Consider the following 13403-nt stretch of genomic DNA (forward strand, 5'->3'; position numbering starts at 1 on the left):
CGGTTCGTAGCCGAGTACTCTATCCAGCTGAGCTACGAGTGCATTTGTTGCCGCGCATTATAGGCCGTCGAATCTTTTTGTAAAGCGCTTTTTTCTAGTAATTTCAACAACTTACCGAAGAAGCCAGATTACAACGTACTACGCAAATAATGGCGGAGAACGGGGGATTCGAACCCCCGACACCCTTTTGAGGTGTACTCCCTTAGCAGGGGAGCGCCTTCGGCCACTCGGCCAGCTCTCCGCAACACGGGGCGTATATTAACCAGCTTCTTCCCCGTTTGCAAACATAAAAAACGATAAAAATTAATGGCTTGGTTCTTCGTCCTTCTCTTTCTTGATGCGCAGGTAAATTTCCTCACGGTGGACAGCCACCTCTTTGGGGGCGTTTACACCGATACGCACTTGATTTCCTTTGACGCCGAGCACGGTCACGGTGATTTCGCCATCACCAATAATCAGGCTTTCTGCGCACCGACGAGTCAGAATCAACATACCTTTCTCCTCACGCCTTACATTTCAGGGACAACAGTCTGCAAAAAAAAGGCACTCGACCTACAACCAGAATCGGTCATGGCCTACATGCCTGAGTATTGACTAACGCGAGCAAAAGAACAGCCTTGGGGTCACGCCATTCAAAAAAACAAAGGGCGCGGTTCAGACCGCGCCCTTTGGCGAACGCATCACTCGCCCTGGCGGGCCGGTGCGTCCAGATCGAAAGCCGTGTGCAGGGCGCGCACAGCCAGTTCCAGGTACTTCTCTTCGATCACTACGGAGACTTTGATTTCCGAAGTCGAGATCATCTGGATGTTAATGCTTTCCTTGGCCAGGGATTCGAACATGCGGCTGGCGACGCCTGCGTGAGAACGCATGCCAACGCCAACGATCGACACCTTGGCGATCTTGGTGTCGCCGACGACTTCACGGGCACCGATCTCGCGAGCGGTGTTTTCCAGCACGCCCTGGGCGGCCTGATAGTCGTTGCGGTGCACGGTGAAGGTGAAGTCGGTGGTGTTATCGTGCGCAACGTTCTGCACGATCATGTCGACTTCGATGTTCGCGGCGCTGATCGGGCCGAGAATCTTGAATGCAACGCCCGGGGTGTCTGGCACGCCACGGATGGTCAGCTTGGCTTCATCGCGGTTGAAAGCGATGCCGGAAATGATCGGCTGTTCCATGGTTTCCTCTTCATCAATAGTAATGAGGGTGCCCGGACCCTCCTTGAAGCTGTGCAGTACGCGCAGCGGAACGTTGTACTTGCCGGCGAATTCCACCGCACGGATCTGCAGCACCTTGGAACCGAGGCTGGCCATTTCCAGCATCTCTTCGAAGGTAATCTTGTCCAGGCGCTGAGCCACGGACACTACACGCGGGTCGGTGGTGTAGACGCCGTCGACGTCGGTGTAGATCTGGCACTCGTCAGCCTTCAAGGCTGCCGCCAGCGCCACGCCGGTGGTGTCGGAGCCGCCACGACCGAGGGTGGTGATGTTGCCGTGCTCATCGACGCCCTGGAAACCGGCGACGACCACCACGCGACCAGCCTTCAGATCGCCGCGAATCTTCTGGTCATCAATCTGCAAGATACGCGCTTTATTGTGCGCGCTATCCGTCAGAATCCGCACCTGGTTGCCGGTGTACGACACCGCAGGCACACCGCGCTTGATCAGCGCCATGGCCAACAGGGCAATCGTCACCTGCTCACCGGTGGATACGATCACATCCAGTTCGCGCGGAACCGGTTGGCCGTCACCACTGATTTGCTTGGCCAGATCGATCAGACGGTTGGTTTCGCCGCTCATTGCAGACAGCACAACCACCAGGTCATCGCCGGCATCGCGGAATTTCTTAACCTTGTCGGCGACCTGCTCGATTCTCTCGACAGTGCCGACCGAGGTGCCTCCAAATTTCTGTACGATCAAAGCCATTTCAAAGCCGCCTCTGCCCATGAAGGGCGCCCAAATAATCACTCAAACAGCGTTGCGACCCGCCACTAGACTGCGGGCCGCAAGCACTGCCTTATAAACCCTGCTCTACAAACGGAACGGTCAGGGCCAGCGCGGCATCCAGAGCGCCAGCGTCGGTACCGCCGCCTTGCGCCATGTCTGGACGCCCACCGCCCTTCCCGCCCACTGCCGCAGCGGCTTGCTTCATCAAATCACCGGCTTTGAGTTGGCCAGTCAGGTCTTTGGTTACGCCTGCAACCAGAACGACCTTATCCTCATGGACACTGCCGAGCAGGATCACTGCGCGGCCGAGTTTGTTTTTCAGCTGATCGACCAGCGCCAGCAGCGCCTTGCCATCCTGGCCATCCAGACGCACCGCCAGCACTTTCACGCCCTTGACGTCCAACGCCTGAGCCGACAGATCGTCGCCCGCCGCGCTGGCCGCCTTGGCCTGCAACTGCTCCAGTTGCTTCTCCAGCACACGGTTGCGCTCCAGCACAGCCGACAGCTTGTCGATCAGGTTGTCGCGGCTGCCCTTGACCAGGTTGGCCGCTTCCTTGAGTTGTTCTTCCGCCCCGTTCAGGTAGGCCAGTGCCGCTGCACCGGTGACGGCTTCGATACGACGCACGCCAGACGCCACACCGCCTTCGCTGATGATTTTCAGCAGGCCGATGTCGCCGGTACGGTTGGCGTGAATACCGCCGCACAGCTCGACGGAGAAGTCGCCGCCCATGCTCAGCACGCGCACGTTGTCGCCGTACTTCTCGCCGAACAGCGCCATCGCGCCCTTCTGCTTGGCAGTTTCGATGTCGGTTTCTTCGGTTTCAACCGCGGAGTTCTTGCGAATCTCGGCGTTGACGATGTCTTCCAGAGCCTTCAGTTGCTCAGGCTTGATCGCCTCGAAGTGGCTGAAGTCGAAGCGCAGGCGCTGACTGTCAACCAGCGAGCCTTTCTGCTGAACGTGCTCGCCCAGCACTTTGCGCAGCGCAGCGTGCAGCAAGTGAGTGGCCGAGTGGTTCAACGAGGTGGCGTGACGCACTTCAGCTTCGACGTGGGTTTCAACCGGTGCACCGATGGTCAGGCTGCCCGATGCCAGCACACCGTGGTGCAGGAACGCACCGCCGGTCTTGGTGGTGTCGCGCACGTCGAAACGGCCACCGCTGGCTTGCAGGTAACCGCAATCGCCGATCTGGCCGCCGGATTCAGCGTAAAACGGGGTCTGATCGAGAACGACCACGCCCTCTTCGCCTTCGCTCAAGACGTCGACTGCCTGACCTTCTTTATAGAGGCCGACAACCTTCGCCGAACCGCTGGTGGCTTTGTAACCGGTGAATTCGGTGGCGACGTCAACCTTGACCAGGCTGTTGTAGTCCATGCCGAACGAGCTGGCGGAACGGGCACGGACGCGCTGGGCTTCCATTTCACGTTCGAAACCTTCTTCGTCGAGGGTCAGGCTGCGCTCGCGAGCGATGTCGCCGGTCAGGTCCATCGGGAAACCGTAGGTGTCGTAGAGTTTGAACACCACGTCGCCCGGCACCACGTCGCCCTTGAGCTCGGCCAGATCCTGCTCGAGGATCTTCAGGCCCTGCTCCAGGGTTTTGGCGAATTGCTCTTCTTCGGCTTTCAGCACGCGCTCGATGTGCGCCTGCTGGGATTTCAGCTCAGGGAAGGCTTCACCCATCTCAGCGACCAGGGCCGCGACGATCTGGTAGAAGAAGCTGCCTTTGGCGCCCAGCTTGTTGCCGTGACGGCAGGCGCGACGAATGATCCGGCGCAGCACGTAGCCGCGGCCTTCGTTGGATGGCAGCACGCCGTCGGCAATCAGGAAACCGCAGGAACGAATGTGGTCAGCCACCACTTTCAGCGAAGCCTGGGCGTCGTTGGTGCAACCGATGGCCTTGGCCGATGCGTTCAACAGGCTCTGGAACAAGTCGATTTCATAGTTGGAGTGAACGTGCTGCAGCACCGCACTGATCCGCTCCAGGCCCATGCCGGTGTCGACCGACGGTGCTGGCAGCGGATGCAACACGCCATCGGCGGTGCGGTTGAACTGCATGAACACGTTGTTCCAGATCTCGATGTAACGGTCGCCGTCTTCTTCCGGCGAGCCCGGTGGGCCACCCCAGATGTCGGCGCCGTGATCGTAGAAAATCTCGGTGCAAGGACCGCACGGGCCGGTGTCGCCCATGGTCCAGAAGTTGTCGGACGCGTAAGGCGCGCCCTTGTTGTCGCCGATGCGCACCATGCGCTCTGCCGGAACGCCGATTTCCTTGGTCCAGATGTCGTACGCCTCGTCATCGCTGGCGTAGACGGTGACCCAGAGTTTTTCCTTCGGCAGGTTCAGCCACTTGTCGGAGGTCAGGAAGTTCCAGGCGTAGGTGATGGCGTCGCGCTTGAAGTAATCACCGAAGCTGAAGTTGCCCAGCATTTCGAAGAAGGTGTGGTGACGGGCGGTATAACCGACGTTTTCCAGGTCGTTGTGCTTGCCGCCGGCGCGCACGCATTTCTGGCTGCTGACGGCGCGGGTGTACGCGCGCTTTTCCTGGCCCAGGAAGCAGTCCTTGAACTGGTTCATCCCCGCGTTGGTGAACAGCAGGGTTGGGTCGTTGCCCGGAATCAAAGAGCTGGAGGCTACACGGGTGTGGCCTTGCTCTTCGAAGAAGCGAAGGAAGGCTTCACGGATTTCTGCGCTTTTCATTAGGTTCTTCCACGGAGGCTGCGGCCAAAGGCCTGTTCGAAACGTCAACAGACGAAGCGACGGCAAAGGGCCGCATTATATCGGCCCTGCGCGCGGGGTACAGCGTGTTTATACGATAGAAACAGTCAATTGGAGCGCTAACGCTATCACTTGCGCGAAAAGTCGACGAATGTCGCGACGACTTGCTCGATTTGTTCGCCGCTGACATCCATGTGCGTGACCATGCGCAGGCGTGCCGCGGCACTGAGGGTGATCCCGCGCGCGGCGGCAAACGCTTTGATCGCCTCGGCCTGGCCGCCCATGTTCACGTACACCATGTTGGTCTGCACCGGCTCGACTTCATAACCCGCCGCACGCAAGCCTTCGGCCAGCCGCTGGGCGTTATTGTGGTCATCGGCCAGGCGCTGGACGTTGTGCTCCAGCGCATACAGACCGGCCGCCGCCAGAATCCCCGCCTGACGCATGCCGCCACCGACCATCTTGCGCAGGCGGCGGGCCTTGGCGATCAACTCTGCCGAGCCGCACAGTACCGAGCCCACCGGCGCCCCGAGGCCTTTGGACAGGCACACCGAGACCGAATCGAAATGCTGGGTGATTTCCCGGGCATCGACACCCAGCTTGACTGCCGCGTTGTACAGCCGCGCGCCGTCCAGGTGCAGTTGCAACCCCTGCTCACGGGTCAACGCGCGGGCGCGCGCCAGATACTCAAGCGGCAGGACCTTGCCCTGCATGGTGTTTTCCAACGCCAGCAAACGGGTGCGAGCGAAGTGGAAATCATCCGGCTTGATCGCCGCGGCGACCTGGGCCAGGTCCAGCGAACCGTCGGCCTGCACTTCCAGCGGCTGTGGCTGAATCGAGCCGAGCACCGCCGCACCACCCCCCTCGTACTTATAGGTGTGGGCCTGCTGACCGACGATGTATTCCTCACCGCGTTCGCAGTGCGCCATCAAACCCAGCAGATTGCTCATGGTGCCACTCGGCACAAACAGCGCGGCGGCAAAACCCAGGCGCTTGGCCAGGTCGGCTTCCAGGCGATTGACCGTCGGATCTTCGCCATAAACGTCGTCCCCGGTGGCGGCGGTGGCCATCGCGTCGAGCATGCCGGCGGACGGTTGGGTGACGGTGTCGCTGCGAAGATCGATAACGCTCATGAATCTGGCCTCGGTAAGCAGGGGAAATCCCTTTCAGGGGAGAATTACTGCGGTCATGGCGATGAATAATCAACCCTTGGGCGAGGAAAAGGCTGATTAATACAGTGAAAAATTCGATGGCAATCATCTGAAAGCATCAATGCACCCGTAGGAAATATGTGTTAAAAACGCTTCGCCGCCAAACATTGTGACGGCAAAAACGTTCTCAGGGCGGGGTGCAACTCCCCACCGGCGGTAATTGCGCGCAACGCGCATAGCCCGCGAGCGCTTGGTGACGAAACGCCTTTGGGCAATGATCGGCAGCAAGGTCAGCAGACCCGGTGTGATCCCGGGGCCGACGGTCATAGTCCGGATGAAGAGAGAACGGGATTGTTGCCAAAGGGCCGAGCGCCGGCATTCGTGCGAGCGTGCGTACCCTCAAATCCCATTCGATTCATAACGCCCTGTTTTTCACACAAACAGGAGTCAGAACATGCAACCCACCGCAATCGACAGCAAAAGCAAAAACCATCAGGGCGAGCGCGTTGCGTTCATCCAGGCCTGCTGGCACAAGGATATCGTCGATCAGAGCCGTAAAGGCTTCGTCGCTGAAATGATTGCCCAGGGTTACCACGAGTCCGACATCGACTTCTTCGAAGTCGGCGGCGCCTTTGAAATGCCCCTGCACGCCAAGTTGCTGGCCAAGACCGGTCGCTACGCCGGCATCGTCGCCGCAGCCCTGGTGGTGGACGGCGGGATCTACCGTCACGAGTTCGTTGCCCAATCGGTGGTCAGCGGCCTGATGCAGGTTCAGCTGGAAACCGAAGTGCCGGTATTCTCCGTGTCCCTGACCCCGCACCACTTCCATGCCGGTGAAGAGCTGCATCACAAGTTCTTCTTCGACCACTTCGTGCACAAAGGCCAGGAAGCGGCGAAGACCTGCGCCGATACGCTGGCGAAAATCCGCAACCTGCGTCGCAGCGAGCCGCGTGCGGTAGCCGTCTAAACACCGCTTCCCCTGTAGGAGCGAGCACGCTCGCGATAGACCCGAGAACGCTGCGGTGTATCAGACGCCCAGCGTTATCGTTTGCGACCATCGCGAGCAAGCTCGCTCCTACAGGGGATTGCAGGTTGTTCAGGCCAGGTTTTCGTCGGTGGTCGGCACGATCAGGATGCCGGCGCGCAGGCCGTTCTTGACCTTGGGGTTCGGGAAGATGATCCGCGCCCCCTCTTCTTCGATGATCCAGCGGGTGTTGGCGATGTCTTCGGCCAACAGATACCCCACTTCCAATTCCGAAAAATTCTCGATGTCCGCCGGCAGGTTCAAGCGGAAGCTGTCGCTGTGCTTGATGATTTCCCGCGCCACGCTGAACAGCTGCAAACCATCGAGTACTTCTTCAGTCGATTCCGGCTCTTTGCCTTCAATGATCTGTTTAAGGCGGCTTTCCAGCAGCGAGACATTCACCCCGTCGTTCTGTCCAAACGGTCGCGCCTTGCCCAGTTCAAGGGTGAAAGCTTCGGCGCCGAGCTTGTCGTAGGTGTAGGAACTGAAGACGATGGACGGCTTGTTCTGCAGCAGCACCGCTTCCATGCCCGCGGCACGCAAGCGCGCCAGCTCGCGGCGTGAGTGCTGGCGACCTTCTTTCCAGGGGTACAACGCGAACTGCTCGATTTTCGAACCACGGATGGCCGTGTGCAGATCGTAGTGCAGACGCTGGCGGTCCGGCAGGCTGAAGAAACTGGCGGCCAGTCGCTCCAGCTCGCAGGCGCGCAAGGCTTCAGACCCGCTGCTTTGTTCGTGACGGCCATTGAACAGCCGGTTGACGTCCTGCTCGACGAAACGCTCGCCGCGACGGATGGCGTCGGGGTTGCCGAACAGGAACAGAATGCGTGCACGCGGCTTCAGATCGCCGCGAGCGATGTCGTGCAACAGCCGGTCGAGCAACTCGATCGGGGCTGTTTCGTTGCCATGGATCCCCGCCGACAGCAGCAGGTCCAGGCCATTGTCACGGGCTTCGGGCGGTCGGACTTCCAGCGCCCCCTCGCTCAACCAGCGCATGCGCACGCCTTCGACAGTCAGTTGAGTCTTCTCCGCCGGTTCGCGGCCGGCGAGGGTCAGTTCAAGCAGTTTGCCGAGGGCGAGCATAGAGCGGTTTCCTTAGTGGTCGTGATTGCAATCCGGGCCGTGGACATGTTCCTCGTCGTCGCCGAGGTCAGCCGGTTCCATCTCCAGTTGCAGACTTACCAGATTAGTCGCCAATGGGCGCAGCAGCAGGTTGGCGTACTCTTCGTCACCCTCTTCGACGTCCACGCCGATCAACAGTTGGCCGCGGCCGTCCTGCTGGATCCACAGCTCTTTGCCTTGCCACATGACCGCGACGCGGGTGCAGGAGGTTTCCAGTTGCGTGCCGTCGGTGTCTTCAAGGATCAGCTGCAGGGTATCGCTCATGTCTTTACGCTCTCATTGGAGATGAACCGGCGTGCTGTCGGGCCCGACAGCGCGCCGTCGATCAATTGATCTGGAATGGATAAACCGCGCCCAGTTTAAGGATTTGCGTCAGTTCATCCAGTGCCGTCCGGCACTCAATCAGCAACTGCGGGTCCGCAAGATCGGTTTCGGCCATGCGGTCGCGGTAGTGCTTGTTCACCCATTCGGTCAGGGTGCCGTACAACGGTGCCGTCATGATAACGCCTGGATTGACCGCCGCCAGTTCGGTTTCGTTGAGCGCCACGCGCAACCTCAGGCAAGCAGGGCCGCCGCCGTTCTGCATGCTTTGCTTGAGATCGAACACCTTCACTTCACGGATCAGGCCGCCAGAACTGGTCAACGCCTGCAGGTATTGCCACACGCGCTCGTTGCTGCGGCATTCTTCCGGCACGATCAACAGCATCGAGCCGTCAGGACGCGACAGAAGCTGGCTATTGAACAGGTAGGACCGAACCGCGTCTTCGACGGTAACTGCCGAACGCGGTACGCACACCGACTGAAATTTCCCACCGACCCTGGCGAGTTTGGCCTGCAATTCGGCCAACATCTTATCGGTCTCGAGGAAAGCATCCTCGTGATAGAACAGCACCTCGCCATTACCCACGGCGATCACGTCGTTGTGGAACACGCCCTGATCGATCACTGAAGGGTTCTGCTGGGCGTAGACCACGCCCTCATCCTTCAACCCGTGCAAACGCGCGACGGCCTGGGACGCTTCGAGGGTCTGACGGGCCGGATATTTCTGCGGCGCCGGGTAGCGGGTGTCGAAGGCACTGCGACCGAACACGAAGAACTCGACGCCGGCTTCGCCGTATTCACGGCAGAAACGGGTGTGGTTGGCTGCGCCTTCGTCACCGAATTGCGCCACAGCCGGCAACGCGGCGTGGTGGGCAAAGTGCTGCTGGTCGGCGAACATCGCGCCCAGCACGCGGCTGGTGGTCGGGTGTTCGATGCTGCGATGGTATTTGCAGTTGAGGTTGGCGGCGGTGAAGTGCACGCGGCCGTCGGCGGTGTCGGCACTCGGGCTGACCGTGGCGGCGTTGGCCACCCACATGCTCGACGCCGAGCAACTGGCGACCAGCAACGGCATCGCGTCTTTGGCCGCGCGCTCGATCACTTGAGCGTCGGTACCGCTGAAGCCCAGGCGACGCAGTGCAGCCACGTCCGGGCGCTCCTGCGGTGCCAGCACGCCTTGCTGGAAACCCATGTCCATCAGCGCTTTCATTTTCGCCAGGCCTTGCAGCGCGGCTTCCTTGGGGTTCGACGCCTGCTGGCTGTTGCTCTGGGACGCGACGTTGCCATAGGACAAGCCGCCGTAGTTATGGGTCGGCCCCACTAGACCGTCAAAATTGACTTCATAGGATTTCATCAGCGAGGCTCCACGAGAATCTGTTGTTATAGGCTTCAGGTAACAATTCAGTAAGACCGAGTCGCGGCCTTCGCGAGCAAGCCCGCTCCCACATTGGAATGCGTTCCCCTGTGGGAGCGGGCTTGCTCGCGAATGGGCGCTACGCCATCTTCACGCCAGGCGTCAAAGTGGCAGGCAACACCAGGCTCGGCGTTTCCAGCGACGCCACCGGGTACGCGCAATAATCCGCTGCGTAAAAGGCACTGGCGCGGTGGTTGCCCGAGGCGCCGACGCCGCCAAATGGCGCGCTGCTCGCGGCACCGGTCAGTTGCTTGTTCCAGTTGACGATACCGGCGCGGCTCTCCAGCCAGAATTGCTGGTAGCGCGCTTCGGAATCCGACAGCAAACCGGCCGCCAAGCCATAGGCGGTGTCGTTGGCTTCTGCGATCGCCGCTTCGAAATCAGCGTAGCGGATCACCTGCAACAACGGCCCGAACAGCTCCTCGTCCGGACGCTCGGCCACGGCGGTCACGTCGAGAATGCCGGGGGTCAGCAAAGCGGCCTGGGCTTGCGGCTGGGTCATTTCCAGCAACGCCACCGCGCCGCTGGCCAACAGATGCGCCTGGGCGTCCATCAGCGCCTTGGCCGCGCCGAGGGAAATCACCGAGCCCATGAACGGCGCCGGTTGCTGGTCGAAAGCACCGACATCGAGGGTCGCACTGACCGCCACCAACCGTGCCAGTAACGCATCGCCCCAGGCGCCCTGCGGCACCAGCAAGCGCCGCGCACAGGTGCAGCGTTGGCCGGCAGAAATGAAGGCCGACTGAATGATGGTGTACACCGCCGCATCGACATCGGCGACCTGATCGACCACCAGCGGGTTGTTACCGCCCATCTCCAGCGCCAGGATCTTGTCTGGACGGCCGGCGAATTGATTGTGCAAATGATTGCCAGTGCGACTGGAACCGGTGAAGAACAGACCGTCGATCCCCGGATTCGCCGCCAGGGCGATACCGGTTTCGCGAGCGCCCTGCAGCAGGTTCAACACACCCGCCGGCAGACCGGCTTCGATCCAGCACTTGACCGTCAGTTCGGCGACTTTCGGCGTCAGCTCACTGGGCTTGAACAGCACGCTGTTACCGGCCAGCAAAGCCGGCACGATATGGCCGTTGGGCAAGTGGCCCGGGAAGTTGTAAGGGCCGAACACCGCGACCACGCCGTGCGGCTTGTGACGCAATACCGCAGTGGCGTCGCCCAGCGGGCCGCTCTTCTCGCCGGTACGCTCGCGGTAGCTCTGCACCGAAATCGCAATCTTGTTGACCATGCTGGTGACTTCGGTGGCCGCTTCCCACAGGGGCTTGCCAGTTTCCTCACCGATGGCGCGGGCCAGATCGTCCGCGTTGTTTTTCAACGCAGCGGCAAAAGCCTCCAGCACCGAAATACGCTCTTCGAGTGTGCGCCGAGCCCAGCCCGGGAACGCCTGACGCGCCGCCTGCACAGCCGATTCAACCTGATCGGCCGTGGCACCGTTACCGGACCACAGCACTTGCTGGGTCACCGGGTTCAGCGATTCGAAGACTTCGCCCTGACCGGCCAGCCATTCACCTGCAATGTATAGCGACTTCATTATTTCGACTCCCGAGCAGCGGACAACGGAACGGCGCGCACCTGATCGCCGGCGTTGAGTTGAAGACGTTTGGCGGTCAGCGGATCGACCACCAGCGTGCCCGCGGCGAAGCGTGCCGGTGCGGCAGTGATGCGGCAGTCTTCGCGCTTGCGGTTATGAATAATGAACGGCGTGGCGTCATCGCCCGGGGTGCCGACGGCCAGCACCAGCGCCTGGCTGTCGCGCACCGCGCGGATCTTGCCGGTTTCGCACTCGATGGCCGGGCCGGCGTCGAAGATGTCGACGTAGCCTTGATAGCTGAAACCTTCGCTCTTGAGCATCGACAGCGCCGGCTCGGTGTCCGGGTGGACTTGGCCGATCACGTTGCGCGCATCCGGCGACAGGAAGCAGGTGTACAGCGGGAATTTGGGCATCAGTTCGGCGATGAAGGCCTTGTTGCCCACGCCCGTCAGGTAGTCGGCCTGGCTGAATTCCATCTTGAAGAAGTGCCGGCCCAGGCTTTCCCAGAACGGCGAACGCCCGGCGTCATCGGACACGCCGCGCATCTCGGCGATGATCTTGTTGCCGAACAACTGCGGGAATTCGGCGATGAACAGCATCCGCGCCTTGGACAGCATGCGACCGTTGAGGCCGCTGCGGTAATCGGCGTGCAAAAACAGCGAGCACAACTCGGAGTTGCCGGTCAGGTCGTTGGCCAGAAACAGCGTCGGGATTTCGCGATAGATGTTCAGCTCCTGCGAGGCGCTGACGGTCAGCCCCACGCGGAAGTTGTACCAGGGCTCGCGCAGGCCCACGGCGCCCGCGATGGCGGAAATGCCCACCACCCGACCATTGTCGTCTTCGAGCACGAACAGGTAGTCCGCATCGCCTCGCCCGGCTTCGCCGCGAAAGGTCTTCTCGGCCCAGCCGACCCGATGGGCCAGACGCTCTTCGTTGGCCGGCAAGGTGGTCAGGCCGGTGCCGGTGCTGCGGGCCAGGTCGATCAGAGCGGGTAAATCGCTGCTGCGTACGGGACGAACGATCATGCTATCTCCTCAAACGGGCCGCCAACGCCACCCGCGAAACATCTTTCCAGGATACTTGCCAGTCAGGCGTTAAACCGCCACCAGGCGCACGCTGGCACCTTCGCCGACGCCCAGGGCTTCGGCGGTTTCCAGGTCCAGGGTCACGGGTTTGCCCGGCGCGTAATCGAGCTCGAGCAATACCGCGCGGTAATCCTGCAACTGCGCGTTGGCCACCAGGTACTGGCGACCGACACCCTTGACCGGCTCGCCGATCTTCACCGGCACCACGCGGCTCTGGGCGATCGAACGGATCCCCGAAACGCGGGCATGCAAGGTCGGGCCACCGTCGAAAATATCGATGTAGTGATCGGTCTCGAAGCCTTCGCGCATCAGGATGTCGAAGGTGATCTGCGCCCGCGGGTGCACCTGGCCCATGGCCTCCTGCGCAGAATCGGGCAGCAGTGGCACATAGATCGGGTAGTGCGGCATCAACTCGGCGAGGAAGGTCCGGCTCTTGAGGCCACACAGGCGCTCGGCTTCGGCGTAGTTGAGGTCGAAGAAGTTGCGGCCGATGGCATCCCAGAACGGCGAGTCGCCGTTTTCATCGCTGTAGCCAACGATCTCGGTCACCACCGAATCGGCGAAGCGCTCCGGATGGCTGGCCACGAACAACAGGCGACCACGGGAGTTGAGCTCAGCCCAGGGCGAACCCACCAGCTCGCGCTGCACGTAGAAACTGGTCAGCAGGCTGTTGCCGGTCAGGTCGTGGCACTGCGAGAGCACGTGAATCTTGTTGTGGATCTTCAGCTCGCGGGAAGCGTGGACGAAGGTCTCGTTGCGGAAGCTGTAGAACGGCTCGGAATAACCGGCCGAGGCGACGATGGCCGAGCAACCGACCAGTTTGCCGGTGGCGGTGTCTTCGAGGACGAAGAAATAGCTCTCTTCACCGTTGAAGCTCACTTCGGCGGCGAACGAGGCTTCGCTCGCGGCGATCTTGTCGCTCAGGCGTTCAACGTCATCCGGCAAGGAAGTGACACCAATCGGGCTGTCCGCAGCCAGACGCTGTACCTCGCCCAGATCAGCCATTTGCGCGGGGCGCATCACCAGCATGGTGTCACTCCTTTTCAAAACTCTTTGAGGAAAAATAGTCCAGACCGAGCACTGCAAC

Annotated in this window: 11 protein-coding genes, 1 tRNA gene and 1 riboswitch; of the genes, 1 reads left to right on the forward strand and 11 read right to left on the reverse strand. The window is 61.0% G+C overall.

From position 1 onward, the window contains the following. Window positions 1-150: 150 nt before the first annotated feature. From B0W55_RS10520 to ltaE, 5 genes are all read right to left on the reverse strand, one after another. Window positions 151-241 (reverse strand) — tRNA-Ser (locus B0W55_RS10520). 62 nt (window positions 242-303) lie between these two features. Next, entirely contained in the window at window positions 304-492 is a 189-nt protein-coding gene (gene csrA, locus B0W55_RS10525) for a carbon storage regulator CsrA (protein WP_002554426.1), read from the reverse strand. A gap of 188 nt (window positions 493-680) precedes the next feature. Next, entirely contained in the window at window positions 681-1922 is a 1242-nt protein-coding gene (locus B0W55_RS10530) for an aspartate kinase (protein WP_077045934.1), read from the reverse strand. Between the two features lie 91 nt (window positions 1923-2013). Beyond that, window positions 2014-4638, reverse strand: a complete 2625-nt coding sequence (gene alaS / locus B0W55_RS10535) for an alanine--tRNA ligase (RefSeq protein WP_077045935.1) — start codon at window positions 4636-4638, stop codon at window positions 2014-2016. A 146-nt stretch (window positions 4639-4784) separates the two neighbouring features. Beyond that, on the reverse strand, window positions 4785-5789 hold the full coding sequence (ltaE, locus tag B0W55_RS10540) for a low-specificity L-threonine aldolase (protein WP_077045936.1): 1005 nt from the start codon (window positions 5787-5789) through the stop codon (window positions 4785-4787). 197 nt (window positions 5790-5986) lie between these two features. Continuing rightward, a riboswitch (FMN riboswitch) is annotated at window positions 5987-6158 on the forward strand. A gap of 103 nt (window positions 6159-6261) precedes the next feature. Here ltaE and B0W55_RS10545 point away from each other — a divergent pair. Continuing rightward, a complete protein-coding gene (locus B0W55_RS10545) occupies window positions 6262-6774 on the forward strand; it encodes a 6,7-dimethyl-8-ribityllumazine synthase (RefSeq protein WP_077045937.1) in 513 nt (170 codons plus the stop codon). A 129-nt stretch (window positions 6775-6903) separates the two neighbouring features. Here B0W55_RS10545 and astE read toward each other — a convergent pair whose 3' ends face one another. The 6 genes from astE to aruF all read right to left on the reverse strand — a co-directional run bounded on the left by astE (window position 6904) and on the right by aruF (window position 13345). After that, on the reverse strand, window positions 6904-7914 hold the full coding sequence (gene astE / locus B0W55_RS10550) for a succinylglutamate desuccinylase (RefSeq protein ID WP_077045938.1): 1011 nt from the start codon (window positions 7912-7914) through the stop codon (window positions 6904-6906). Between the two features lie 12 nt (window positions 7915-7926). Further along, window positions 7927-8217, reverse strand: a complete 291-nt coding sequence (locus tag B0W55_RS10555) for a topoisomerase II (protein WP_077045939.1) — start codon at window positions 8215-8217, stop codon at window positions 7927-7929. 61 nt (window positions 8218-8278) lie between these two features. After that, complete coding sequence (gene astB / locus B0W55_RS10560) at window positions 8279-9625, reverse strand: N-succinylarginine dihydrolase (protein WP_077045940.1); 1347 nt, start codon at window positions 9623-9625, stop codon at window positions 8279-8281. Between the two features lie 139 nt (window positions 9626-9764). Beyond that, entirely contained in the window at window positions 9765-11234 is a 1470-nt protein-coding gene (gene astD, locus B0W55_RS10565) for a succinylglutamate-semialdehyde dehydrogenase (protein ID WP_175645492.1), read from the reverse strand. Then, window positions 11231-12256, reverse strand: coding sequence for an arginine N-succinyltransferase (gene astA, locus B0W55_RS10570; protein WP_077045942.1), 1026 nt, complete (start codon window positions 12254-12256; stop codon window positions 11231-11233). The genes astD and astA overlap by 4 nt, the downstream gene beginning before the upstream one ends. Before the next feature lie 69 nt (window positions 12257-12325). Continuing rightward, on the reverse strand, window positions 12326-13345 hold the full coding sequence (gene aruF, locus B0W55_RS10575; protein ID WP_077045943.1) for an arginine/ornithine succinyltransferase subunit alpha: 1020 nt from the start codon (window positions 13343-13345) through the stop codon (window positions 12326-12328). Window positions 13346-13403: the final 58 nt, after the last annotated feature.

The sequence above is a fragment of the Pseudomonas sp. KK4 genome (genome assembly GCF_001984065.1).
In the GTDB taxonomy this organism is placed as follows: domain Bacteria; phylum Pseudomonadota; class Gammaproteobacteria; order Pseudomonadales; family Pseudomonadaceae; genus Aquipseudomonas.

What these genes read in the sequence shown, in the direction of transcription:
- B0W55_RS10555 (WP_077045939.1), bottom strand. Translation starts at nt 8,217, where the DNA reads ATGAGCGATACCCTGCAGCTGATCCTTGAAGACACCGACGGCACGCAA.
- alaS (WP_077045935.1), bottom strand. Translation starts at nt 4,638, where the DNA reads ATGAAAAGCGCAGAAATCCGTGAAGCCTTCCTTCGCTTCTTCGAAGAG.
- csrA (WP_002554426.1), bottom strand. Translation starts at nt 492, where the DNA reads ATGTTGATTCTGACTCGTCGGTGCGCAGAAAGCCTGATTATTGGTGAT.
- astE (WP_077045938.1), bottom strand. Translation starts at nt 7,914, where the DNA reads ATGCTCGCCCTCGGCAAACTGCTTGAACTGACCCTCGCCGGCCGCGAA.
- astA (WP_077045942.1), bottom strand. Translation starts at nt 12,256, where the DNA reads ATGATCGTTCGTCCCGTACGCAGCAGCGATTTACCCGCTCTGATCGAC.
- astB (WP_077045940.1), bottom strand. Translation starts at nt 9,625, where the DNA reads ATGAAATCCTATGAAGTCAATTTTGACGGTCTAGTGGGGCCGACCCAT.
- B0W55_RS10530 (WP_077045934.1), bottom strand. Translation starts at nt 1,922, where the DNA reads ATGGCTTTGATCGTACAGAAATTTGGAGGCACCTCGGTCGGCACTGTC.
- ltaE (WP_077045936.1), bottom strand. Translation starts at nt 5,789, where the DNA reads ATGAGCGTTATCGATCTTCGCAGCGACACCGTCACCCAACCGTCCGCC.
- B0W55_RS10545 (WP_077045937.1), top strand. Translation starts at nt 6,262, where the DNA reads ATGCAACCCACCGCAATCGACAGCAAAAGCAAAAACCATCAGGGCGAG.
- aruF (WP_077045943.1), bottom strand. Translation starts at nt 13,345, where the DNA reads ATGCTGGTGATGCGCCCCGCGCAAATGGCTGATCTGGGCGAGGTACAG.